25 protein-coding genes are annotated in these 22,934 nt (G+C 60.2%); 14 read left to right on the forward strand and 11 right to left on the reverse strand.

What is annotated here, in order from left to right; all coding sequences use genetic code 11:
* Positions 1–24: 24 nt before the first annotated feature.
* On the reverse strand, positions 25–765 hold the full coding sequence (locus BVK86_RS24925) for a flagellar basal body rod protein FlgF (RefSeq protein ID WP_075948911.1): 741 nt from the start codon (positions 763–765) through the stop codon (positions 25–27).
* A gap of 211 nt (positions 766–976) precedes the next feature.
* Positions 977–2,536: a sigma-54-dependent transcriptional regulator gene (locus tag BVK86_RS24930; protein WP_075948912.1), complete on the reverse strand. Its 1,560-nt coding sequence runs from the start codon at positions 2,534–2,536 to the stop codon at positions 977–979.
* Between the two features lie 368 nt (positions 2,537–2,904).
* On the opposite strand from BVK86_RS24930, the gene phhA reads away from it, so the two are divergent.
* From phhA to BVK86_RS24955, 6 genes are all read left to right on the forward strand, one after another.
* Positions 2,905–3,696, forward strand: a complete 792-nt coding sequence (gene phhA / locus BVK86_RS24935) for a phenylalanine 4-monooxygenase (protein WP_075948913.1) — start codon at positions 2,905–2,907, stop codon at positions 3,694–3,696.
* Between the two features lie 104 nt (positions 3,697–3,800).
* On the forward strand, positions 3,801–4,157 hold the full coding sequence (locus BVK86_RS24940; protein WP_075948914.1) for a 4a-hydroxytetrahydrobiopterin dehydratase: 357 nt from the start codon (positions 3,801–3,803) through the stop codon (positions 4,155–4,157).
* Positions 4,157–5,350, forward strand: a complete 1,194-nt coding sequence (locus tag BVK86_RS24945; protein WP_075948915.1) for an amino acid aminotransferase — start codon at positions 4,157–4,159, stop codon at positions 5,348–5,350. Before BVK86_RS24940 ends, BVK86_RS24945 begins: the two co-directional genes overlap by 1 nt.
* A 272-nt stretch (positions 5,351–5,622) precedes the next feature.
* Positions 5,623–5,754 (forward strand): hypothetical protein, encoded by a 132-nt coding sequence (locus BVK86_RS30350; protein WP_269458084.1) that lies wholly within the window; start codon positions 5,623–5,625, stop codon positions 5,752–5,754.
* A gap of 71 nt (positions 5,755–5,825) precedes the next feature.
* Positions 5,826–6,011 carry a hypothetical protein gene (locus BVK86_RS24950; RefSeq protein WP_075948916.1) on the forward strand — a complete coding sequence of 62 codons (186 nt, stop codon included), beginning with the start codon at positions 5,826–5,828 and terminating at the stop codon, positions 6,009–6,011.
* A 99-nt stretch (positions 6,012–6,110) separates the two neighbouring features.
* Positions 6,111–7,310, forward strand: a complete 1,200-nt coding sequence (locus tag BVK86_RS24955) for an MFS transporter (protein ID WP_075948917.1) — start codon at positions 6,111–6,113, stop codon at positions 7,308–7,310.
* Here the strand turns inward: BVK86_RS24955 and arfB are convergent.
* From arfB to BVK86_RS24990, 7 genes are all read right to left on the reverse strand, one after another.
* On the reverse strand, positions 7,307–7,720 hold the full coding sequence (arfB, locus tag BVK86_RS24960; RefSeq protein WP_075948918.1) for an alternative ribosome rescue aminoacyl-tRNA hydrolase ArfB: 414 nt from the start codon (positions 7,718–7,720) through the stop codon (positions 7,307–7,309). The genes BVK86_RS24955 and arfB overlap by 4 nt on opposite strands.
* A 204-nt stretch (positions 7,721–7,924) precedes the next feature.
* Positions 7,925–9,337, reverse strand: a complete 1,413-nt coding sequence (locus tag BVK86_RS24965) for an amino acid permease (protein WP_075948919.1) — start codon at positions 9,335–9,337, stop codon at positions 7,925–7,927.
* Between the two features lie 838 nt (positions 9,338–10,175).
* Positions 10,176–11,393, reverse strand: a complete 1,218-nt coding sequence (rluB, locus tag BVK86_RS24970) for a 23S rRNA pseudouridine(2605) synthase RluB (protein WP_075948920.1) — start codon at positions 11,391–11,393, stop codon at positions 10,176–10,178.
* 293 nt (positions 11,394–11,686) lie between these two features.
* Positions 11,687–12,676, reverse strand: a complete 990-nt coding sequence (gene scpB, locus BVK86_RS24975) for an SMC-Scp complex subunit ScpB (RefSeq protein ID WP_075948921.1) — start codon at positions 12,674–12,676, stop codon at positions 11,687–11,689.
* Between the two features lie 11 nt (positions 12,677–12,687).
* Positions 12,688–13,386 (reverse strand): segregation and condensation protein A, encoded by a 699-nt coding sequence (locus BVK86_RS24980; RefSeq protein ID WP_173668881.1) that lies wholly within the window; start codon positions 13,384–13,386, stop codon positions 12,688–12,690.
* A 120-nt stretch (positions 13,387–13,506) separates the two neighbouring features.
* Positions 13,507–14,136, reverse strand: a complete 630-nt coding sequence (locus tag BVK86_RS24985; protein WP_092267328.1) for an L-threonylcarbamoyladenylate synthase — start codon at positions 14,134–14,136, stop codon at positions 13,507–13,509.
* 13 nt (positions 14,137–14,149) lie between these two features.
* Positions 14,150–15,013: a PHP domain-containing protein gene (locus BVK86_RS24990; protein WP_075948924.1), complete on the reverse strand. Its 864-nt coding sequence runs from the start codon at positions 15,011–15,013 to the stop codon at positions 14,150–14,152.
* A gap of 87 nt (positions 15,014–15,100) precedes the next feature.
* On the opposite strand from BVK86_RS24990, the gene BVK86_RS24995 reads away from it, so the two are divergent.
* The 6 genes from BVK86_RS24995 (at position 15,101) to BVK86_RS25020 (ending at position 19,309) form a co-directional block, all read left to right on the forward strand.
* The gene (locus BVK86_RS24995; RefSeq protein WP_075948925.1) at positions 15,101–15,697 is read left to right on the forward strand and encodes a septation protein A; all 597 of its coding nucleotides are present in this window, start codon (positions 15,101–15,103) and stop codon (positions 15,695–15,697) included.
* Position 15,698: 1 nt separating this feature from the next.
* Positions 15,699–15,998 (forward strand): YciI family protein, encoded by a 300-nt coding sequence (locus BVK86_RS25000; protein ID WP_008021382.1) that lies wholly within the window; start codon positions 15,699–15,701, stop codon positions 15,996–15,998.
* Positions 15,999–16,107: 109 nt separating this feature from the next.
* A complete protein-coding gene (locus tag BVK86_RS25005; protein ID WP_075948926.1) occupies positions 16,108–16,521 on the forward strand; it encodes an SH3 domain-containing protein in 414 nt (137 codons plus the stop codon).
* A 7-nt stretch (positions 16,522–16,528) separates the two neighbouring features.
* The gene (locus tag BVK86_RS25010; protein WP_056853056.1) at positions 16,529–17,206 is read left to right on the forward strand and encodes a response regulator transcription factor; all 678 of its coding nucleotides are present in this window, start codon (positions 16,529–16,531) and stop codon (positions 17,204–17,206) included.
* A gap of 141 nt (positions 17,207–17,347) precedes the next feature.
* Positions 17,348–17,797, forward strand: coding sequence for a Spy/CpxP family protein refolding chaperone (locus BVK86_RS25015; protein WP_075948927.1), 450 nt, complete (start codon positions 17,348–17,350; stop codon positions 17,795–17,797).
* Positions 17,798–17,971: 174 nt separating this feature from the next.
* A complete protein-coding gene (locus BVK86_RS25020) occupies positions 17,972–19,309 on the forward strand; it encodes a sensor histidine kinase (protein ID WP_075948928.1) in 1,338 nt (445 codons plus the stop codon).
* Here the strand turns inward: BVK86_RS25020 and BVK86_RS25025 are convergent.
* The gene (locus BVK86_RS25025) at positions 19,306–19,869 is read right to left on the reverse strand and encodes an NAD(P)H nitroreductase (protein WP_075948929.1); all 564 of its coding nucleotides are present in this window, start codon (positions 19,867–19,869) and stop codon (positions 19,306–19,308) included. The genes BVK86_RS25020 and BVK86_RS25025 overlap by 4 nt on opposite strands.
* Positions 19,870–19,989: 120 nt before the next feature.
* Here BVK86_RS25025 and BVK86_RS25030 point away from each other — a divergent pair, with 120 nt between their 5' ends.
* Positions 19,990–21,444, forward strand: coding sequence for a TrkH family potassium uptake protein (locus tag BVK86_RS25030; RefSeq protein WP_075948930.1), 1,455 nt, complete (start codon positions 19,990–19,992; stop codon positions 21,442–21,444).
* Here BVK86_RS25030 and BVK86_RS25035 read toward each other — a convergent pair.
* Entirely contained in the window at positions 21,401–22,462 is a 1,062-nt protein-coding gene (locus BVK86_RS25035) for an AraC family transcriptional regulator (protein WP_208609347.1), read from the reverse strand. The two genes, BVK86_RS25030 and BVK86_RS25035, sit on opposite strands and share 44 nt — an antisense overlap.
* Positions 22,463–22,621: 159 nt before the next feature.
* Between BVK86_RS25035 and BVK86_RS25040 the strand changes: the two genes are divergently transcribed.
* Positions 22,622–22,933: an Mpo1-like protein gene (locus tag BVK86_RS25040; RefSeq protein WP_075948932.1), complete on the forward strand. Its 312-nt coding sequence runs from the start codon at positions 22,622–22,624 to the stop codon at positions 22,931–22,933.
* Position 22,934: the final 1 nt, after the last annotated feature.

The raw sequence follows: 22,934 nt of genomic DNA on the forward strand, positions 1-22,934 counted from the left end.
TTTTACGGCGCGACGTTCTGGTAATTAGCTGATCTGCAAGACCCGAGCCATGGCCTGGTCGTCTTCTTTGGCGGTGTTCATCATCTTGATGTGCAGTTCGAATTGCTTGGCCAAGGCCAGTACCGAGGTCATTTCGTCCACGGCGTTGACGTTGCTCGACTCAAGAAAACCGGACACCAGCTTGACGTTGGCATCGGCTTGCGCCGGCTTGCCGTCCTTCGTGTGGATCGAACCGTCCAGGCCCTTGGTCATGTTCTTGAAGTCCGGGTTGACCAGCTTGATGCGGTCGACTTCCGCCATCACTCGCGGGCCTTCACCCATCGCACGGATGCTGATGGTGCCGTCCTCGCCGACTTCGATCTGCTGCTCGGGCGGCACGGCAATCGGGCCGCCGTTGCCGATCACCGGCATGCCGTTGCCGGCACGTAGCACGCCCAACGCGTCAACCACCAGGCTGCCGGTGCGCACGTAGCTTTCGCCGCCATCGGGGTTCTGTACCGCCAGCCAGCCGTTGCCTTGCACGGCGACATCGAGGTCGCGGCCGGTTTGCACCAGCGAGCCGGGAGAGAAGTCGGTGGCCGGGCGTTCGGACATGGCAAACGCACGCGCCGGAAAGCTGTCGCCGAACACCGGCATCGAACGCGCCTGCTCCAGGTCTTTCTGGAAGCCGTTGGTGGAGATGTTCGCGAGGTTGTTGGCATGAGCCTTCTGCGCCAGTGCATTCTGGCTGGCGCCGGTCATTGCCACATAAAGGTACTTGTCCACAATCTTTCCTCTGCCTGCCGGACGTTTGCCGCCCACTGCTGTACTGACGAGGCATAAGCAATTTGCAGACCAACTTGTTTTGCACGGCGCGCGGCCCGGCAAACAAAGGACTTGAGGGGATTGAGCGGAAATGAAGGGTTTGTATCAGAGACGAAAAACCGGCGGTGTTATGCCGGTAAGTGGCAAGGCTTGACCTGTTGAAGCCACAGGGTCAGGTGTTGTCCTTGCCCACCTCATAATCGCGCAGCTTATTGGCAATGGTGGTATGAGAAACCCCCAGCCGCTTGCCCAGTTGCCGACTGCTCGGGTGCTCGGAATACAGACGCTCCAGCACCGCTTTTTCGAAGCGCCCGACAATCTCGTCGAGCCCGCCCTCCAACGAGAAATCGCCAAGCGGCTGACGCACGCCATAGTCCGGCAGACGAATGTGTTCGGCCTTGACCGTCCCGCCCTCGCACAGGGAAACCGCCTGAAACAGCACGTTCTCCAACTGCCGGACGTTGCCCGGCCAATGGTAATGACTGAGGCGATCCATGGCCGCTGGCGCCAGTTTCGGCAGCGGGCAACCGATCTGCCGACTGGCCTGATCGAGGAAGTGCTCGACCAACGGGGTCAAACCGTCGAGGCATTCGCGCAGCGGTGGAATGTGCAGCGACAACACGTTCAAGCGGTGATAAAGGTCCTGGCGAAACTCGCCACGCGCGCACAACTCGGACAAGTCGACCTGGGTCGCGCAGATCACCCGAACATCCAGATACACCTCTTCATCACTGCCGACACGACGGAAGCACCCGTCCTGCAGGAAACGAAGCAATTTGACCTGCAAGCGCGGGCTCATTTCCCCGACGCCATCGAGAAACAACGTACCGCCCGCCGTCAGCTCCAACAGCCCGAGCTTGCCCTCGGCGCGCGCGCCCTCGAAGGCACCGGGGCCGTAACCGAACAACTCCGTCTCGGCCATGGACTCCGGCAAGCCGGCGCAATTGAGCGCCATCAACGGCGACTGCCCGCGCGGACTCGCCAAGTGGCAGGCACGCGCCAACAGTTCTTTGCCAGTGCCGGTTTCACCTTCTATTAATAGCGGCGCATCCAGTGGCGCCATCCGCCGTGCTTCGCGCACCACCGCGGCCATCACTTTCGAGCTTTGGAAGATGCTGTCGAAACCTCGTAACTCTTGCTTGCGTACGTTATAGATGCGCTCACCCACCCGGTCGGCGCGGTGCAGCGTCAGCACGGCACCGGCCATGGCTTCGCTGTCGTCATGCTCCGATTGCAGCGGCGCGATGTCGGCCAGGAACACGTCGCCCTTGACCTTGACCCGCAACCCGTTGATTCGCGATTTGTTGGCGCGCACCAGTTCCGGCAAGTCGAAATCCTCGGCGTAGCGCGACAACGGTATCCCCGGCACTTCATCGACCCGCACACCCAGCAACTGCGCCGCCGCCCGGTTGGCCGCCACGATGGAGCCGCCCATGTCGATCGACAGCACCGGAAACTCCAGGGCGCCGAGCAACGCATTGAGCTCCATGTGCCGACGCTCACTGGGCATCAGCCCTACACGCTTGACGCCAAACACCCCACCAATGGCTTCGAATTTCGGCCGCAACGCCTGGAACTGAATATTGATCAGGTTCGGGCAGTGCAGGTAGATGGCGTTGCCATGCTCACCGCCCACTTCACCGCGAGCGACGTTGATGCCGTACTCAACCAAGAGGTTGAGAATGTCGCGAAGGATGCCGATGCGGTTTTGGCAGTGGACTTTGATACGCATAGGAAAGACCTGATAAACGAAGATTGACCTGTGGGAGCCAGCCTGCTGGCGATGGCCTCGCATCAGGCAATATTGATATTGAATGACACGCCGCTATCGCCAGCAGGCTGGCTCCCACAGGTTTAGCCCGACTTTTCTGTCGAGACACGCAGATAGTCGTCAAGATTATGTGACAGGCACGGCGATTTTCAAACCCGAAAATCTCAGCATCTACGCGATGACTGCCAATTCGTAACGAATACTTTACGAATATCAGCGAATTTTCCTGCGCACACCTCCAACTACCTGCTGCATGAACGCAATCCTTGGGGTATTCCTAGGTCTATAGCAGCACATAACAAGAACGAATCCCCTAGCAGGAGAGCAGCATGAAGCAGACGCAATACGTGGCTCGCGAGCCCGATGCGCAAGGTTTTATCGACTACCCCGCCGAGGAACATGCGGTGTGGAACACGCTGATCACTCGCCAACTGAAAGTGATCGAAGGGCGTGCGTGCCAGGAGTACCTGGACGGTATCGAAAAACTCGGCCTGCCCCACGACCGCATTCCGCAACTGGGCGAGATCAACAAGGTCCTCGGTGAAACCACCGGTTGGCAGGTCGCCCGCGTGCCGGCGCTGATCCCCTTCCAGACCTTTTTTGAATTGCTCGCCAGCAAGCAGTTTCCGGTGGCCACCTTCATCCGTACCCGTGAAGAGCTGGATTACCTGCAAGAGCCAGACATTTTCCACGAGATCTTCGGCCACTGTCCGCTGCTGACCAACCCTTGGTTCGCTGAATTCACCCACACCTACGGCAAACTTGGCCTGCAGGCGTCGAAGGAAGAACGCGTGTACCTGGCGCGTCTGTACTGGATGACCATCGAGTTCGGCCTGGTCGACACCCCGCAAGGCCAGCGCATCTACGGCGGCGGCATTCTGTCCTCGCCGAAAGAAACCGTTTACTGCCTGTCGGACGAGCCTGAGCATCAGCCGTTCGATCCGCTGGAATGCATGCGCACGCCATACCGCATCGACATCCTTCAACCTCTGTATTTCGCGCTGCCGAATCTCAAGCGTCTGTTCGATCTCGCCCACGAAGACATCATGGGCATGGTCAAGCAAGCGATGCAGATGGGTCTGCACGCACCGAAATTTCCGCCCAAACCAAAAGCTGCGTGAACCGCGACTTTTAAGATCAAGTGAGCCTGTCGTAAACCCACGCTTTGCATTAGCGTGGTGTTACTGACGGCCGATTTCCCAACATTCGATTTCAGGAATACATCATGACCGCACTTACCCAAGCCCATTGCGAAGCCTGCCGCGCCGATGCTCCACAAGTCAGCGACGCAGAACTGCCGATCCTGATCAAGCAGATCCCGGATTGGAACATCGAAGTCCGCGACGGCATCATGCAGCTGGAAAAGATTTTCCTGTTCAAGAACTTCAAGCACGCCCTGGCGTTCACCAACGCTGTCGGTGAAATCTCCGAGGCCGAAGGTCACCACCCTGGCCTGCTGACCGAGTGGGGCAAAGTCACCGTGACTTGGTGGAGCCACTCGATCAAAGGCCTGCACCGCAACGACTTCATCATGGCCGCCCGCACTGACATCGTTGCCAAGGACGCCGAGGGCCGCAAGTAATGCACTTCGATGCCATCGGCCGCGTACCCGGCGACCCGATCCTGGGCCTGATGGAGGCCTATGCGCAGGACCCGAACCCGCGCAAGTTCGACCTTGGCGTGGGTGTCTATAAAGACGCCCAAGGCCTGACGCCCATTCCGCAGTCGGTGAAACTGGCCGAGGCGCGTCTGGTGGAGCGTCAGAACACCAAGACCTATATCGGTGGTCACGGCGAACCTGCATTTGGCAAAGCGATCAACGCATTGGTGCTTGGCGCCGACTCGGCACTGATCGCGCAACAGCGCGCCGGCGCCACCCAGACCCCGGGCGGCACTGGCGCGCTGCGTCTGAGCGCCGACTTCATTGCCCAGTGCCTGCCCGGCCGTGGCGTGTGGTTGAGCAATCCAACCTGGCCAATCCACGAAACGATTTTCGCGGCGGCCAAGGTCAAGGTCAGCCACTACCCCTACGTGGGCAGTGACAACCGGCTCGACATTGACGGCATGCTCGCCGCGCTCAACGAGGCGCCCAAGGGCGATGTCGTGTTACTGCACGCCTGCTGCCACAACCCGACCGGCTTCGACCTGTCCCACGACGATTGGCGCCGTGTGCTGGAGGTTGTGCGCAAACGCGAACTGCTGCCGCTGATCGACTTCGCCTACCAGGGCTTCGGCGATGGCCTGGAGCAGGATGCCTGGTCGACCCGATTGTTCGCCGCCGAGTTGCCGGAAGTGCTGATCACCAGTTCCTGCTCGAAGAACTTCGGCCTGTACCGCGACCGCACCGGTGCGCTGATTGTCTGCGCGAAAACCGCCGACAAGCTCACCGATATCCGCAGCCAGTTGGCCAACATCGCCCGCAACTTGTGGTCGACGCCTCCGGACCATGGTGCCGCGGTCGTGGCAACCATCCTCGGCGACCCGGAACTGAAACGCCTGTGGGCCGACGAAGTGGAAGCGATGCGTCTGCGGATCGCCCAACTGCGCAGCGGCTTGATGGAAGCGCTCGAACCCCACGGTTTGCGCGAGCGCTTTGCCCACATTGGCGTGCAGCGCGGGATGTTCTCCTATACCGGCCTGTCGCCGGAGCAAGTGAAAAACCTGCGCGATCATCACAGCGTGTACATGGTCAGCTCGGGCCGGGCCAACGTGGCGGGGATTGATGCGACGCGTCTGGATTTGCTGGCCGAGGCAATCGCCAGCGTCTGCAAGTAACCTTCAGGCACGGCAAGCCCCTGTGGGAGCGAGCCTGCTCGCGAATGCGATCTATCAGTCAACTTCACCATTGAATGACACTCCGCTTTCGCGAGCAGGCACGCTCCCACATTTGTTTTCGGTCGCTCCCCCAGTCATGTCTAGACAACCCCGTCTGTCGAAACAAATGGATTTAAAAGTCTGTTTGTCATTTTTACTGCTGTATCCTGCCCAAGCTTTTTAAAAGCGCGGATCTACCAGATCTATCAACAGACTTAGCGAGGAGCGCAACCATGCACGAGATTCCTAATCTCCCCTTCCCAAGCCTGCACGTACCTGAGCAGACGACCACGCAACAAGCCGGTGCACAACAGCCCGAGCCCAAAGAAGCACCTGACAGCTGCCAGGCTGACAGCGAAGACTGAACCACCCGCCGTACAGACCGTGTGGAAAGCGCTAACATGCGCTTTCCACACTGCCTGATGAGCCCTTGACCATGACCGATGAATTTAGCGAAGCCCAGGCCAGCGTCCTGATCGGCACCGCCGAGAAAATGATCGAGATCTGGAATCGCCTCCCTCCCGCGAAACAAGCCGCTTTGCTAGCCCGCTTCGGCACGGAAGAAAATGCCTTGGCCGCGCTGGTCACCACGCAACTGGTAGCCCCTGCCAAGCCCGAGTGACACCGCCCGGCAATTAGTTTTACTTTTACACAACCCACGACAGCCAGCCCCGCTATCATAAGCAGCCTATCTATCCTGCTTTACCGTGGACCTTTACCCATGTCTGAAAACCAGCGCCCCCTGGCGGTCACGCTGCAAGTTGTATCCATCGTCCTTTTCACTTTTATCGGCTATCTGAACATCGGCATTCCCTTGGCCGTATTGCCCGGTTATGTCCACAGCGACCTGGGCTTTGGCGCTGTGATCGCGGGTCTGGTAATCAGCGTGCAATACCTGGCCACCCTGCTCAGCCGTCCGTATGCCGGGAAAATCATCGACAACAAAGGCAGCAAGCTGGCGGTCATGTACGGCCTGGCCGGGTGTGGCTTGAGTGGTGTGTTCATGCTGATTTCAGCCTGGACCCAAAGCTTGCCGATGCTCAGCCTGATCAGCCTGCTGATCGGCCGCCTGGTCCTCGGCAGCGCCGAAAGCCTGGTGGGGTCCGGTTCGATTGGCTGGGGCATCGGCCGGGTGGGCGCGGCGAATACCGCCAAGGTCATCTCATGGAACGGCATCGCCAGCTATGGCGCACTGGCGATCGGTGCGCCGTTGGGTGTTTTGCTGGTCAGTAAAATGGGCTTGTGGAGCATGGGCGCGAGTATCGTGCTGCTGGCCGTTTTGGGTCTGCTGCTGGCCTGGCGGAAAACCGCCGCGCCGATCGTTGTCGGCGAGCGCTTGCCTTTCATGCATGTGCTTGGCCGAGTGTTGCCCCACGGCTGTGGCCTGGCCTTGGGCTCCATCGGGTTCGGCACCATCGCCACGTTCATCACCCTGTATTACGCCACGCAGCACTGGGACAACGCAGTGCTGTGCCTGAGCCTGTTTGGCGCCAGCTTCATCGGCGCGCGCCTGTTGTTCGGCAACCTGATCAACCGCCTCGGCGGCTTTCGCGTGGCGATTGCCTGTTTGTCGGTGGAAACCCTGGGCCTGTTGCTGCTGTGGCTGGCACCGGACGCGCACTGGGCGCTGGCAGGTGCGGCATTGAGCGGTTTCGGTTTCTCGCTGGTGTTCCCGGCGCTTGGGGTGGAAGCGGTCAACCTCGTACCCGCCTCCAGTCGTGGCGCTGCGGTGGGGGCTTATTCGCTGTTCATCGACCTGTCGCTGGGGATCACCGGACCACTGGCCGGTGCGATTGCCGCCGGATTCGGCTTTGCTTCAATCTTCCTGTTCGCCGCACTGGCGGCACTCAGTGGCCTGGCGCTCAGCGTGTACTTGTACCGTCAGGCACCGAGGCAGCGTGAAACCCGCGACACGCGTTAGAAGTCGACCTTGCCGCGCCCGGCCTTGATATGGCCGCGCTTGCTTTTGGATTCGAGCCGCCGCGTCTTTGAACCAAGCGTCGGCTTGGTCGGGCGGCGTTTCTTTTCGACCTTGGTGGCGCTCTGGATCAGCTCGACCAAACGCTCCAGGGCATCGACGCGGTTCTGCTCCTGGGTCCGGTATTGCTGGGCCTTGATGATCAGCACGCCATCGCTGGTGATGCGGCTGTCGCGCAGCGCCAGCAGCCGTTCCTTGTAGAACTCGGGCAAGGACGAGGCCGCAATGTCGAAACGCAGGTGCACGGCGCTCGACACCTTGTTGACGTTCTGCCCACCAGCGCCCTGGGCACGAATGGCGGACAGCTCGATCTCGGCATCCGGCAGATGCACATTGTTGGAAATCACCAGCATGGAAAAGCGTCCGTATTCAGAGGGTGCAGGATACCGCGAATGACGACCCCACTGTGGGAGCGAGCCTGCTCGCGATGGCGTCGGCACGTACAACATCAAGTTGGCTGATCCACCGCTATCGCGAGCAGGCTCGCACAGGATTTTGTGTGATCCTTGAAAACAACAAACCCGGCACTTGGCCGGGTTTGTTGTTTTTGCGGGGAATTACTCCACAGCGGTTTGCATTACACGCTGTGCACTGCGCTTGTTCTTGATGCCGTAGCACACCCACATGAACACGACCCACACCGGAATCGCGTACACCGAGACTTGAATCCCCGGAATCAACAGCATGACGCCAAGGATAAACACCACGAACGCCAGGCAGACGTAGTTCCCGTACGGGTACCACAGGGCCTTGAACAGCGGCGTTTGTTTGGTCTTGTTCATGTGCTGGCGGAACTTGAAGTGCGAGAAGCTGATCATCGCCCAGTTGATTACCAGGGTCGCAACCACCAGCGACATCAGCAGTTCCAGCGCGCTGTGCGGAATCAGGTAGTTCAGCAGAACCGCGATCAGGGTCACCGCAGCCGAAGCCAGGATCGAACGTACCGGCACGCCGCGCTTGTCGATCTTCGCCAGCGCTTTCGGCGCATCGCCCTGCTCAGCCATGCCCAGCAGCATGCGGCTGTTGCAGTAGGTGCCACTGTTGTACACCGACAGCGCCGCGGTCAGGACCACGAAGTTGAGGATGTGCGCGGCGGTGTTGCTGCCGAGCATCGAGAACACCTGCACGAACGGGCTGCCGCTGTAGGAATCACCGGAGGCGTTCAGGGTCGTCAGCAGACTGTCCCAAGGCGTCAACGACAGCAGGATGACCAGTGCACCGATGTAGAAAATCAGGATCCGGTAGATCACCTGGTTGATCGCTTTGGGGATCACGGTTTTCGGTTTATCCGCTTCGGCGGCGGTGAAACCGAGCATTTCCAGGCCACCGAAAGAGAACATGATGATCGCCATGGCCATCACCAGACCACTGATGCCATTCGGGAAGAAGCCGCCGTGGGTCCACAGATTGCTGACCGCCGCTTGCGGGCCGCCGTTACCGCTGACCAGCAGGTAGCTGCCCAGACCGATCATACCGACAATCGCCACGACCTTGATGATCGCAAACCAGAACTCGGCTTCGCCAAACACTTTGACGTTGGCCAGGTTGATCGCATTGATCAGCACGAAGAAGGCAGCTGCGGAGGCCCAGGTCGGGATGTCCGGCGCCCAATAGTGGATGTATTTGCCGACCGCGGTCAGCTCGGACATGCCCACCAGAATGTACAGGATCCAGCAGTTCCAGCCAGACAGGAACCCGGCAAAACCGCCCCAGTATTTGTGCGCGAAGTGGCTGAAGGAACCGGCCACCGGCTCTTCGACGATCATTTCGCCCAGTTGGCGCATGATCATGAAGGCAATGAAGCCGCAAATGGCGTAGCCGAGAATCATCGATGGGCCGGCGGATTTCAGTACCCCGGCCGAGCCGAGGAACAAACCGGTACCGATCGCGCCACCGAGGGCGATCAGTTGAATGTGGCGATTTTTCAGGCCGCGTTTCAGCTCGCCTGAGTGCGAGTTTTGTCCACTCATGAAAAGGGTCTCACGCAAGGTTTGATGATGTTCAGAAGACGTTGCTGCTCAAGAAAGGCGTTAAGCGGCACCGATCAAACCCCAGCGCAGGCACCAGGAGTTCAGCGTATTTACAACGGTCATGCGTCACCTGTTTGTTTTTATCTGTGACGAAATCGAACCCGACACGCTCGTGACGCGGCGGAGTGAACAAGGCGGATAGCCTTGAGAATTGCGCAGATGCGCAGGAGGTCACAGGTAAAACGCGCGCATTGTACACCGCTAACCCCCTGCCGCCAGACCCGCTGGACAAGCGTGTCTATTGCCGGGATTGCCTGTGTCCGCCCCGAGCGACTCGGGCGGCTGCAAATAAAGGGTCAGACCCTTGCGGGTCATTGGCGGGGGCGACAGAAAAAACACCCCTGGCGGAGAACTGGAAACGGATTGCGGCGTTCATTGCGCCTCCCTTTTTGTTATGCACCTGCACGACAGGCATGGCGCGCATAACACCTTGCATGGGGCGCGAAAACAAGCGGGTTAGAGAGGTGGAAGAAGCTCCGGAGAGAGTTGAGCGTAAAAATTTTCTTACGACATCCGCGAAGCTGAGGTTTCACGGGACTAATCTGCGAATTCCGTAAGATTTTCTTTACAAGGCGTAATTCAGTCTTTCCACTTCGGACAATTCGTTGTGGCGACTGGCGCTTTCGCGAGCAGGCTCGCTCCCACAAGGGATCGCATTTCTATGGAACAAACCGGTCTCCTGCTCGCGTAGGCGCCCCCCGAATACACCACAGGGCTAAAATCAGGCACAAAAAAACGCCAACCCGAAGGTTGGCGTTTTTTATCAAGCGCTTACTGATTACTCAGGCTTGCGACGACCAAAGCCCGGACGCTGACCCGAACCGGCCGGTGCACCACGGCGCTTGCCCGACGGGGTATCACCGTCGACCAGCTTGATCCCCGGACGCTTCGGCGCCGGCTTGGCCGGACGCTTGGTGTCGGCTGGACGATCCGCTACCGGCGTCCCACGTCCTTCGCCACGCTCGGTACGACCAGTGGCCGGACGCGGCGTACGCGGTCCGCGTTCACCGTCCTGACGGGCAGCAGGCTTGCGACCCGGACGCTCGCCTTCGATCTGCGGCTCACGGCTTGCGCGCGGCGCGGCCGGTGCGGCGGTGCCAGCAGCAGGACGCAGAGTACGTACGCGCTCGGTCTTGGCCATCGGCCGCGACGATTTGCGCTGCATCCGGTCAAGCTTGTCTTTGCTCTTGGCGTTCATCTGCGGCATCGCGACCGGCGTCAGGCCGACTTCGGCACTCAGAATGTCGACTTCGTACTGGCTCATTTCGCGCCAGCGGCCCATCGGCAGGTCGGAGTTGAGGAACACCGGACCGAAACGCACGCGTTTCAGACGGCTGACCACCAGGCCCTGGGATTCCCACAGGCGACGCACTTCACGGTTGCGACCTTCCATCACCACGCAGTGATACCAGTGGTTGAAACCTTCTCCACCGGGTGCCTGTTTGATGTCGGTGAATTTGGCCGGGCCGTCTTCGAGGACAACGCCAGCCTTCAGGCGCTCGATCATCTCGTCATCGACTTCGCCACGCACGCGTACCGCGTATTCACGGTCCATTTCGTAGGAAGGGTGCATCAGGCGGTTGGCCAGCTCACCGTCGGTGGTGAACATCAGCAAACCGGTGGTGTTGATGTCGAGGCGACCGATGTTGATCCAGCGGCCTTCTTTCGGCTTTGGCATCTTGTCGAACACGGTCGGGCGACCTTCCGGGTCGACACGGGTGCAGATCTCGCCATCGGGCTTGTTGTACATGATCACGCGGCGGACCGACTCGGCAGCCTCTTCGCGCTTGATCACCTTGCCATCGATGGTGATGGCATCGTGCATGTCGACGCGCTGGCCAAGGGTGGCGTCTTTGCCGTTGACCTTGATGCGGCCGTGGCTGATCCAGGCTTCCACATCACGGCGCGAGCCGACGCCGATACGGGCGAGGACTTTCTGCAGTTTTTCGCCTGCCGGGCCGATTTCCTGGTCGTCTTTCTGGTCTTTGATACTCATCTGGGCACCTCCCGGTGTGTTCTGAAAACGGGGTACTCGGGCGAAGGGATCGCCGAAGGGTCGCGAATCATACGCGCATGCGGGCGTTTGCGCATCAGAGACTAGCTGAACAATCGGGACTTACGGGTTTTTCCGCCGACCGGTGGTGCGATGTTTTCCATAAATACAGCACCCTGTGGGGGCGAGCCTGCTCGCGATAGCGGTGTGACTGCCACAAAGATATTGAATGTGCCGCCGTCATCGCGAGCAGCCTCGCTCTCACCGGAGAATCTCCATTGCCAGCAGGCATCGGGTCAGTCTTCGAATGCGCGGCGTTCGGCTTCGATGGCTTCGGCCAGGGCCAGGGCTTCGGCCTCTTCGTCGGACAACGCCGGCTCCGGTTTCGGCTGCTCCAGGGCAGCAACGGCGGCCAGGAGTTTTTCACGGGCTTCGGCAACGCCGAGGATGTCGCTTTCCTGCTCTGGTTCTGGTTCTGGCTCTGCTTCGGCTTCCGGTTCTGACTCGATTTGCTCGACCCCGGATTCCGGCTGCGCATCACCCAGCTCCGGATCCGGCTGGAACTCCAGCCCATCGCGCAGCAAATCGTCGAAGTCGGTCTTTATCCCCTCTTCCATGCTGTCCAGCTCCAGCAACAGCGTGTGGAAACTGGTTTCTTCCTTCGGTTCTTCCGGTTCGGCGCTGGCGTCCGCCAATTCTTGCAACGATGCCGGCACAGGCGCGTCATCGAAATCGAGCACCGGATCAGGTTCCAGCTCGCGCAGTTCCGCCAGCGGTGGCAGGTCGTCGAGGTTTTTCAGGTTGAAGTGATCGAGAAACGCCTTGGTGGTGGCGAACATCGCCGGTTTGCCCGGCACGTCGCGGTAGCCGACGATGCGAATCCATTCGCGCTCCATCAACGTCTTGACGATCTGGCTGTTGACCGCCACGCCCCGCACATCCTCAATTTCGCCCCGGGTGATCGGCTGCCGATAGGCGATCAGCGCGATGGTTTCGAGCATGGCCCGCGAATATCGCTGCGGCCGCTCTTCCCACAGTCGGCCGACCCACGGCGAGAACTTCTCGCGTATTTGCAGGCGATAGCCGGAAGCCACTTCTTTGAGCTCGTACGCACGGCCGTCGCAGGATTTACCCAGAATGGTCAGGGCCTTCTTGAAAACCGCCGGTTCCGGCCGCTCGCCTTCTTCGAAGAGTTCGAACAGACGTTCCAGGGATTGCGGCTTTCCCGAGGCCAACAGAAAGGCTTCAAGCAATGGCGCCAGCTCGCGGGGTTCACTCAGGTTCATGATTAAACTCGTTATTCGGCTCGGGCTCGCACATGGATCGCGGCGAACGGCTCATTCTGCACCAACTCGACCAAGGATTCCTTCACCAGTTCGAGGATGGCCATGAACGTCACGACAACCCCCAGGCGCCCTTCTTCAGCGGTGAACAGCTCGACAAACGGCACGAAACCGCCGCCCTTGAGCCGCTCCAGCACATCGCTCATGCGTTCGCGGGTCGATAGCGCTTCGCGGCTGACCTGATGGCTTTCAAACATGTCGCCTCGGCGCAACACCTCGGCCATGGACATCAACAACTCGGACAAACGCACGTCCGGCAACAGCTTGCGCGCCCGCGCCTCCGGGGCGTCGAGTTTGGGCACCAGCACATCGCGACCGACGCGGCTCAGGCCGTCGATGCCTTCGGCGGCGGCCTTGAAACGCTCGTACTCCTGCAAGCGGCGGATCAGTTCGGCACGCGGGTCGTCTTCCTCTTCTTCGACGGTTTCGGCCCGCGGCAGCAACATCCGCGACTTGATCTCGGCCAGCATCGCGGCCATCACCAGGTATTCCGCGGCCAGTTCCAGGCGCACCGACTGCATCAGCTCGACATAACCCATGTACTGGCGGGTGATTTCCGCCACCGGGATGTCGAGGATGTTGATGTTCTGTTTGCGGATCAGGTACAGCAACAGGTCGAGCGGGCCTTCGAACGCCTCGAGAAAGACTTCCAGCGCATCCGGCGGGATGTAAAGGTCCAGCGGCATTTCCATGACCGCCTGGCCATAGACCATGGCGAAGGGCAGCTCTTGCTGGGCTCCGGCCTGACTGTCGACGGGTTCTACTGCGGACATCTACGCCTCGGCCATGAACGGCGTTGGATCGCCGCAACCGACGCGGATCACCTCCGGTTCGCCGTCGGCGAGGTTGATCACCGTGGACGCCTTGATCCCGCCGAAACCGCCGTCGATGATCAGGTCGACCTGGTGCTCGAGCAATTGGCGCATTTCGTAAGGATCAGACATCGGGTCAGTCTCGCCGGGCATGATCAGGCTCACGCTCATCAACGGTTCGCCGAGTTGATCCAGCAAGGCCAACGCGATCGGATGGCTGGGCACCCGCAGGCCGATGGTGCGTTTTTTCGGGTGCAGCAATAGCCGCGGCACTTCACGCGTGGCGTTGAGAATGAAGGTGTAAGGCCCTGGCAGGTGAGCCTTGAGAATACGGAAGGTGCCGGTGTCGATCTTGGCGAACAGGCCCAATTGCGACAGGTCGCTGCAGATCAACGCGAAGTTGTGTTTGTCGTCCAGCCCACGCAAACGGCGCACGCGTTCCACGGCGACCTTGTCACCGATCTGGCAACCGATTGCATAGGAGGAGTCCGTGGGATAAATCACCACCCCGCCGCTACGAATGATCTCGACAGCCTGCTTAATCAGGCGCGCTTGCGGGTTTTCCGGATGAATCTGGAAAAATTGACTCACATTTTCTACCTGTTCAGACGGCGGCAATAACTGGGTCATGTTTGAATCGACACCACAGGGGTGGCAGATCCTCCGGAAGCGGGCGGTACTCACCGATTTCCGACCACCCGCCTGGGCCATGGAAATCGCTGCCGGCGCTGACCAGCAGACCGAACTCGCGGGCAAGAATGGCCAGGCTGCCCACTTGGTCGGCGGGCTGGTAACCATTGACCACTTCGATCGCGTGGCCGCCTGCTTGAATATAGTCGGCAATCAGGCGACGACGCTTGCTGCGAGTGAACTCGTAATGCCAGGGGTGGGCCAGACTGACCCAGGCCTTGGCCGCGCGCAGGGTTTCGACGGTTTCTTCCAGGGTCGGCCAGTGTTGCTTGACGTCCCCTAGCTTGCCGGCGCCCAGCCATTTGCGGAACGCTTCGGCACGATCCTTTACAAGCCCTTCGCGTACCATCCAGTCGGCAAAGTGCGGCCGGGCCGGTGCATTGCCACTGTCGCCCAGCTCCTGCTGGATTTCCCGGGCGCCTTCCAGCGCGCCGGGCATGCCTTTGAGCGCCAGCTTGCGGCTTATTTCTTCGGACCGCAGCCAGCGGCCATCGTGCAATCTGGCAATCGCTTCGACCAACGGTGCGGCATTGACATCGAAACCATAGCCCAGCACATGAATGGTCGCGCCGCCCCAGGTGCAGGACAATTCGACGCCGTTGACCAGTTGCATCCCCAGCGCATTCGCCGCTTCCCGGGCCTCGGCGATGCCTTCGAGGGTGTCGTGATCGGTCAAGGCCAGGACTCGCACGCCTTTCTCGAACGCACGCGCAACCAGTACCGCAGGCGCGAGGGCGCCATCGGAGGCCGTGCTATGGCAGTGCAAATCAACATTCACAGGGCTTTGTAACCTCAAATCAGCTGGCGCTATCGCGCGCCCATATGTTTGTTATTATGCCGCCACATCCTGCTTCTGGCTGCCACTGTGAAACAATTCATCGATTTCATCCCGCTCCTGCTGTTTTTCATCGTTTTCAAAATAGATCCACGGGTCGTCGACATCGCCGGCCACGAGGTAACTGTAGGCGGTATTTACAGCGCCACCGCGATGCTGATCATCAGTTCGCTGGTGGTCTACGGCGCACTGTTCATCAAGCAGCGCAAGCTGGAGAAGAGCCAGTGGCTGACCCTCGTCGCCTGCCTGGTCTTCGGCAGCCTGACCCTGGCCTTCCACAGCGAAACCTTCCTCAAGTGGAAGGCGCCAGTGGTCAACTGGCTGTTCGCCCTGGGTTTCATCGGCAGCCACTTCATCGGTGATCGCCTGCTGATCAAGCGCATCATGGGCCATGCCCTGACATTGCCGGACCCGGTCTGGACACGCCTGAACATCGCCTGGATCGTGTTTTTCCTGTTTTGCGGTGCCGCCAACCTGTTCGTCGCGTTCACCTTCCAGAGCTACTGGGTCGACTTCAAGGTCTTCGGCAGCCTGGGCATGACCTTGCTGTTCCTGATTGGCCAGGGCATCTACCTGTCCCGTCATCTGCACGACGCCGATACCACATCGCCAAAAACCGAGGACTGACATGCTTTACGCAATCATTGCCACAGACGTCGCCAACTCCCTGGAAGCCCGCCTGGCCGCACGGCCTGCGCACCTTGAGCGTCTGCAAGCGCTCAAGGGTGAAGGCCGCATCGTTCTGGCCGGTCCGCATCCGGCTGTCGACAGCAATGATCCGGGCGCAGCAGGTTTCACCGGCAGCCTGATCGTCGCCGAGTTCGATTCCCTGAGCGCCGCACAGGCCTGGGCCGACGCCGATCCGTACATCGCCGCAGGCGTCTACGCCAACGTTCTGGTCAAACCGTTCAAACAAGTCCTGCCGTAACGCCCTCCCCCGCGGTGAACCTCATCGGTTCATCGCGTTCTCAATCGCTCATTATTCTCCTTTGCCGGCCGACAACTTCCCAATACTCGTATTGGAATCAGGAGTCGCGATGCGCAAAGGTCCGTTGTGTCTGTTATTGGTCACGTTGTCGATCATGGCCCCCGCCCACGGTGAAGAAAGCGCCGAGGGCGGCAGTTCGACGCCTTTGTCCCTGAGCGCCGGCAGCCAGATCAACGAGTTGCAGCAGCGTTTGAAAGAAAGTGAACGGCAACGGGAAGAACTGAGCAAACAATTGCAGAATGCCGATGGCGAACGCGAAAGCGCCCAGCTGGCCCGGTTGCGCCAGGAGAACCAGCGTCTGAAGCTGCAACTCAAGGAAGCCCAGGCCGGCAGCGTGTTGCCGCGGTTGCTCACCGATCAGCAGCAGTGGTTCGTTATCGGCGCCGGGGTAGCGCTATTGGCCCTGCTCTGCGGTATCTTCGCCAGTGGTGCAAGTCGAAAACGTCGACAATGGCTAAATTGAGTGAGTCATGAGCGAGCTGTTACTAATTGATGATGATCAGGAGCTGTGTGAGCTGCTGAGCAGTTGGCTGAGTCAGGAAGGCTTTCAGGTCCGCGCCTGTCACGATGGCCAGAGCGCCCGTCGCGCGCTGGCCGAAACCTCGCCGGCGGCCGTGGTGCTGGATGTGATGCTGCCGGACGGCAGTGGCCTGGAACTGCTCAAGCAGTTACGCAGCGATCACCCGGATTTACCCGTGCTGATGCTCTCGGCCCGTGGCGAACCGCTGGACCGTATCCTCGGCCTGGAACTGGGCGCCGACGATTACCTGGCCAAACCGTGCGACCCACGGGAACTGACTGCCCGCCTGCGCGCCGTGTTGCGTCGCAGTCATCCGGCGGCGGTGTCCAGCCAGCTCGAATTGGGCGATCTGTGTTTCAGCCCGGTGCGCGGCGTGGTCAGCATCGATGAAAAAGAACTGACCCTGACGGTGTCCGAAAGCCGTCTGCTCGAAGCCCTGCTCAAGCAACCCGGCGAACCACTGGACAAACAGGAACTCGCGCAAATCGCTCTCGGCCGCAAACTGACCCTGTATGACCGCAGCCTGGACATGCACGTCAGCAACCTGCGCAAGAAGATCGGCCCACACCCCGATGGCCGTCCGCGCATTGTGGCCCTGCGTAGCCGCGGCTATTACTACAGCCTCTGAACCGAAAAAAGCCGGGGTTATGTCAGCCACTGATGAAATCTTCTTTACTCAAGCTTTACCTACCGCTGACCGCCGCTGACCTTGATCTCCGTAATCTGTACTCATCCGGAACGTACCGGGAATGAGACAAGGAGATTCACCATGCGCAAGACTCTTATCGCTCTGATGTTCGCTGCCGCTCTGCCGACCGTAGCCATGGCCATGCCTGAAGGCGCCGGCCCGTTGGGTGGCCCGATGGACGGCCCGCGCCACGGCGGTCAGATGCACGGCATGCACGGTAAAGGCCCGTACAGCGAGCTGGACCTGAGCCGCGAACAGCGCGAGCAGATCCGCAAGATCATGGGCGAGCAGATGCACGAGCGTAAGCAAGTGGTCGACAAGTACCTGGAAAAACTCTCGCCAGCCGACCAGAAAGCCATGAAAGACGAAATGGCCGCGAACCACAAAAAAGCCGAGGCGGATGTACGCGCCTTGCTGAAACCGGATCAACAGAAGCAATTCGACGAGATCCAGAAAAAGAAGGCTGAGCGTCGCGCCGAATGGGCTGAATTCAAGGCCTGGAAAGCGCAACAGCCGCAAAAAGCGCAATAATGCGTTAACGCCAGACCCAACGGCTGAACACCGTTGGGTCTGATGTTTTTGATCTACTGTGGGAGCGAGCTTGCTCGCGATAGCGTTCGTTCAGTCACGTTGATATTGAATGTGCCGACGCTTTCGCGAGCAGACTCGCTCCCACACCGGTTTGTGTCAGTTCGAGGATTTTCTGTGCGCTCATTGTTCTGGCGGATTCTGGCCAGCTTCTGGCTGGCCATCGCTCTGGTGGCAGGGCTTTCCATTCTGCTCGGGCACATGCTCAACCAGGATGCGTGGATCCTGAGCCGCCACCCGGGCCTCAATACCCTGGCCGAACAATGGACTCAAACCTACGAAGCCCAAGGCGAAGATGCGGCCCAGGAGCTTCTGCAAGAACGCAAACGCCAGTATCACATCGACGTCCAGGTGCTCAACGAAAGTGGCGACCCGGTGGTGCGAGGCACATTCCCGCGCCGTGCGGCAGCCTTCGAAGCACGCCAGAACAACGATGACCGCCGCCTGCCGTGGCGTCGTCTGACCGACGAATACACCAGCGGAAAAACCGGCGACACCTATCTGCTGATCTACCGCATCCCCCATCCTGAACTCGATGCCTGGCACCGCGAAAGCCTGCTCTGGCCCTTGAGTGCATTGGGCATTGCGCTGGTGGTGCTGACGCTGTTCAGCCTGCTGGTGACCTTTTCCATCACCCGCCCGCTCAGTCGTTTACGCGGCGCAGTGCATGACTTGGGACAAACCACCTATCAACAGAACAGCCTGGTCAAACTGGCCAACCGCCGCGATGAATTCGGCGTGCTGGCCAATGACTTCAACCGCATGGGCGCCCGCCTGCAAAGCCTGATCGGCAGTCAGCGGCAGTTGCTGCGTGACGTGTCCCACGAACTGCGCTCGCCCCTCGCCCGTCTGCGCATTGCGCTGGCATTGGCCGAAAGGGCGACGCCTGAAGAAAGGGAAAAGCTCTGGCCGCGCCTGACCCGTGAATGCGACCGGCTCGAAGCATTGATCAGCGAGATTCTGGTGTTGGCGCGCGTCGATGCCGATAACGCCAGCGCTGAAGAGGTGGATCTCAATGCGCTGCTCCATACCCTGCAAAAGGATGCTCAACTGGGTGTGCCCGACCAGTTCGTACAGCTGGACGCTGAACCGCAATTGAACCTCAAGGGCTGGCCGACCATGATCGAGCGCGCCGTGGACAACCTGCTGCGCAATGCCCAGCGCTTCAATCCGCCTGGGGGGCTGCCGATTGAAATACAGGCGCTGCGCAACGGCGAGAAAATTGTCGTGACCGTGCGCGATCACGGGCCGGGGGTAAACGCCGAGCATTTGAATCAGCTCGGTGAACCGTTCTATCGTGCCCCCGGCCAGACAGCCGCCGGCCATGGCCTGGGCCTGGCCATTGCGCGACGTGCAGCGGAACGCCATGGCGGGAGCCTGGTACTGGCCAATCACCCGGAGGGCGGGTTTATTGCCAGCCTGGAATTTCCGTTGGTGCCGGGAGTCGCCGCTTAGGCGGCTGGCCAGGCGCTGACGAACTCGGCCAGATTCACCTTCTCCGCCACCCGCGGTTCTTTCTGCGGTGTGCCCAGGTACAGGAAGGCAATCACCTCTTCGCCTTCCGCCAGCCCCAGGCCCTTGGCCACATGCGGCGAGTACGCCAGGTCGCCGGTGCGCCAAACGGCGCCGATGCCTTGGGCAAAAGCCGCCAGCAAAATCCCGTGGGCCGCACACCCCGCCGCCAGCAATTGCTCGGACTTCGGGTACTTGACGTGATCCTGCACGCGAGCGATCACCACAACCACCAAGGGTGCGCGCAACGGGCCGTTACGCGCCTTGTCGATGGCAGCCTCAGTGACTTCGCCGTCCTGCAGCTTCGCGGCTTCTGCCAGCAACTCGCCCATTTGCTCGCGCGCCGCGCCTTCTACCGTGAGGAACCGCCAAGGTTGCAAGTGACCATGGTCCGGTGCGCGCATGGCCGCGCCAAACAACACTTCGCGCTGCTCGGCAGTGGGTGCGGGATCAAGCAGTCGTGGAACGGAAACACGGTTGAGCAAAGCGTCGAGAGCCTGCATCGGCCACCTCCAGAAAAAATTGTGCAGCTATTCTAGCGGTAACTACTCTGGCAGTGCGGTTTACATGCCCTGCCTCGCAGGTAGAATGGCGCCCTTCCTAATTCAGCCCGAGCGGACTTCATGGCGTTGCCGACCTTACGTCTCATTGGTTTCATCATCGGCATCTTCCTGATCACCCTGGCCATCGCCATGGTCGTGCCCATGGCCACGCTGGTGATCTTCGAGCGCACCGGCGACCTGCCGTCCTTCCTCTGGGCCAGCATGATCACCTTTGTCGCCGGCCTCGCCCTGGTCATCCCCGGGCGCCCCGAACACGTACACCTGCGGCCACGGGACATGTACCTGCTGACCGTCAGCAGCTGGCTGGTGGTCTGTATCTTCGCCGCGCTGCCATTCCTGCTGACCCAGCACATCAGCTACACCGACTCGTTCTTCGAAAGCATGTCCGGCATCACCGCCACCGGTTCGACGGTGCTTAATCACCTGGACACCATGTCCCCCGGCATCCTGATGTGGCGTTCATTGCTGCACTGGATCGGCGGCATCGGGTTTATCGGCATGGCGGTCGCGATTCTGCCGCTATTGCGTATCGGTGGCATGCGTCTGTTTCAGACCGAATCGTCGGACCGTTCCGAGAAAGTCATGCCTCGCTCGCACATGGTGGCGCGCCTGATCGTGGCAGCCTATGTCGGTATTACCATACTCGGCAGCCTGGCGTTCTGGTGGGCCGGGATGAGCCCGTTCGATGCGATCAACCATGCGATGTCAGCGATCTCCACCGGCGGTTTTTCCACTTCGGACCAATCCCTGGCCAAGTGGACGCAACCGGCAGTGCACTGGGTGGCGGTCGTCATCATGATTCTCGGCAGCTTGCCGTTCACCCTGTACGTGGCGACCCTGCGCGGTAACCGCCGGGCGCTGATCAAGGATCAGCAGGTGCAAGGCTTGCTCGGCATGTTGCTGGTGACCTGGCTGGTGCTCGGCACCTGGTATTGGTGGACCACCCAGCTGCACTGGCTGGATGCGTTGCGGCATGTGGCGCTGAACGTGACATCGGTAGTGACCACCACCGGCTTCGCACTGGGGGACTACAGCCTGTGGGGCAATTTCTCGCTGATGCTGTTCTTCTATCTGGGATTCGTGGGTGGCTGCTCCGGCTCGACCGCCGGCGGAATCAAGATTTTCCGTTTTCAGGTGGCCTACATCCTGCTCAAGGCCAACCTTAATCAACTGATTCACCCGCGCGCGGTGATCAAGCAGAAGTACAACGGTCACCGGCTCGACGAAGAAATCGTCCGTTCGATCCTGACCTTCTCGTTCTTCTTCGCCATTACCATCTGCGTGATCGCGCTGCTGCTGTCGCTGCTGGGCGTGGACTGGATGACCGCCCTGACCGGCGCCGCCAGTACCGTGTCGGGCGTTGGCCCGGGCCTGGGCGAGACCATCGGCCCGGCTGGCAACTTTGCCACCTTGCCGGACGCTGCCAAGTGGATTCTCTCGTTCGGCATGCTCCTTGGTCGACTCGAGATCATTACGGTGTTTGTGTTGTGTATTCCGGCGTTCTGGCGCCATTGACCACCGCTGGCGTTTGCAGCAGCCGCGCCCGGTATTCGCCGGGCGTGGCGTCGAACCAGCGACGGAAAGCGCGGAAGAAATTGCTCGGGTCGGCGAAGCCCAGCAGGTAGGCGATTTCCAGCAAGGTCATGGTGGGTTGCGCCAGATACTGTTCGGCCAGTTCGCGCCGGGTGTCGTCGAGCAACGTCTGAAAACTCGTGCCCTCTTCCTGCAAGCGTCGCTGCAGCGTGCGTTGTGACAGGTGCAGCGTTTGCGCCACGGCATCACGCTTGGGTTCGCCCTGGGGCAGCAAACGGCACAACACCTGCCGCGCCTTGTGGGTGACCCGACTCTCGGAAAACCGCGCCAGGTATTCACCGGCAAACCGGTCATGCAACAGCGCCATGGCTTCGTTGGCCGTCGGCAGCGGCGCTTCCATGTCAGCGCGTTCGAAGATCAGCGCATCGTAAGGTGCGTTGAATACCAGCGGCGCATGGAAGGCTTGTTTGTAGGGTTCGAGATTGGCCGGTTGATCGCCCTGCACCAGCACCTTGCGCGGGTGCAGCGTGCGTCCGGTCAGCCAGCCGCACAGCGCCAGGGCGCAGGCCAGCGAGGCTTCGGCGCTTTGACGGGTCGGCGGTAAATGATCGCCATGCACCGTCAGGATCAGCGCATACCCCTCGTCCAGCAGGCGAAAACTGAGGTCGGCGCTTTCAGCAATGATCCGCTGGTAACGGACTAGGCGCTTGAAACCTTCGGCCAGGGTCTGGCTGGACATCAAGGCGTAGCCAGTCACATGAAACTGCGCAGGCCGCACCACCTTGCCCATGTTCAAGCCAATCGCCGGGTTGCCGGACAGCTCAACCGCACGTTGCCAGAGTCGTGTCATGGAATCTTGCGGGAAGCGCGCATCCGGATCATCCAGTGCTGCATAGTCGAGCCCCAGCTGCTTGAACAGTATCTGGCAATCCAGGCCGTCCATTTCCAGTGCTTTGACAATCCCCATCGCCCAGCTTGCAGAAGTCGTTCTTTCGCTCATGTCGGTGTCTTACATGATGGCCGCGTGCTACAGCCCATTTCCGAAGGATACTAAAGTGGCGCCCATTGTCACTGGCTGATGCCAATGATCACTCTAGACTCAAATAAGCTACCCGCAGAACAAGTTGCAGTCAGAACAATAACCACAGAGATCGCAGTCGTGGAAAACATCAAGCGTTTCAATAGCTTTGCTGAGTTCTACCCTTATTACCTCAGCGAACACAGCAACAGTACCTGCCGACGATTGCATTTTATCGGTACGACACTGGTTATTTTCATTCTGGCGCTGACCATCGGCCGAGGCGCGTGGATGCTGTTGTGGGCCTTGCCGTTGGCCGGATACACCTTTGCGTGGGTCGGGCATTTCTTCTTCGAGAAGAATCGTCCTGCAACGTTTCAGCACCCTTTCTACAGCCTGCTCGGTGATTTCGTCATGTATCGCGACATGATCCTGGGACGCGTGCCGTTCTAGA

Origin of the sequence: Pseudomonas reinekei, from assembly GCF_001945365.1 — a bacterium.
Lineage (GTDB): Bacteria > Pseudomonadota > Gammaproteobacteria > Pseudomonadales > Pseudomonadaceae > Aquipseudomonas > Aquipseudomonas reinekei.

Bases quoted from the DNA above. Each gene is read 5' to 3' on its own strand.
- scpB (WP_075948921.1), bottom strand. From the start codon at position 12,676: ATGAACCTGAGTGAACCCCGCGAGCTGGCGCCATTGCTTGAAGCCTTT.
- BVK86_RS25025 (WP_075948929.1), bottom strand. From the start codon at position 19,869: ATGCAGGCTCTCGACGCTTTGCTCAACCGTGTTTCCGTTCCACGACTG.
- BVK86_RS24950 (WP_075948916.1), top strand. From the start codon at position 5,826: ATGACCGATGAATTTAGCGAAGCCCAGGCCAGCGTCCTGATCGGCACC.
- BVK86_RS24945 (WP_075948915.1), top strand. From the start codon at position 4,157: ATGCACTTCGATGCCATCGGCCGCGTACCCGGCGACCCGATCCTGGGC.
- rluB (WP_075948920.1), bottom strand. From the start codon at position 11,393: ATGAGTATCAAAGACCAGAAAGACGACCAGGAAATCGGCCCGGCAGGC.
- BVK86_RS24940 (WP_075948914.1), top strand. From the start codon at position 3,801: ATGACCGCACTTACCCAAGCCCATTGCGAAGCCTGCCGCGCCGATGCT.
- BVK86_RS30350 (WP_269458084.1), top strand. From the start codon at position 5,623: ATGCACGAGATTCCTAATCTCCCCTTCCCAAGCCTGCACGTACCTGAG.
- BVK86_RS24930 (WP_075948912.1), bottom strand. From the start codon at position 2,536: ATGCGTATCAAAGTCCACTGCCAAAACCGCATCGGCATCCTTCGCGAC.
- BVK86_RS25015 (WP_075948927.1), top strand. From the start codon at position 17,348: ATGCGCAAGACTCTTATCGCTCTGATGTTCGCTGCCGCTCTGCCGACC.
- arfB (WP_075948918.1), bottom strand. From the start codon at position 7,720: ATGCTGGTGATTTCCAACAATGTGCATCTGCCGGATGCCGAGATCGAG.
- BVK86_RS25035 (WP_208609347.1), bottom strand. From the start codon at position 22,462: ATGAGCGAAAGAACGACTTCTGCAAGCTGGGCGATGGGGATTGTCAAA.
- BVK86_RS25030 (WP_075948930.1), top strand. From the start codon at position 19,990: ATGGCGTTGCCGACCTTACGTCTCATTGGTTTCATCATCGGCATCTTC.
- BVK86_RS25010 (WP_056853056.1), top strand. From the start codon at position 16,529: ATGAGCGAGCTGTTACTAATTGATGATGATCAGGAGCTGTGTGAGCTG.
- BVK86_RS25005 (WP_075948926.1), top strand. From the start codon at position 16,108: ATGCGCAAAGGTCCGTTGTGTCTGTTATTGGTCACGTTGTCGATCATG.
- BVK86_RS24955 (WP_075948917.1), top strand. From the start codon at position 6,111: ATGTCTGAAAACCAGCGCCCCCTGGCGGTCACGCTGCAAGTTGTATCC.
- phhA (WP_075948913.1), top strand. From the start codon at position 2,905: ATGAAGCAGACGCAATACGTGGCTCGCGAGCCCGATGCGCAAGGTTTT.
- BVK86_RS24965 (WP_075948919.1), bottom strand. From the start codon at position 9,337: ATGAGTGGACAAAACTCGCACTCAGGCGAGCTGAAACGCGGCCTGAAA.
- BVK86_RS25000 (WP_008021382.1), top strand. From the start codon at position 15,699: ATGCTTTACGCAATCATTGCCACAGACGTCGCCAACTCCCTGGAAGCC.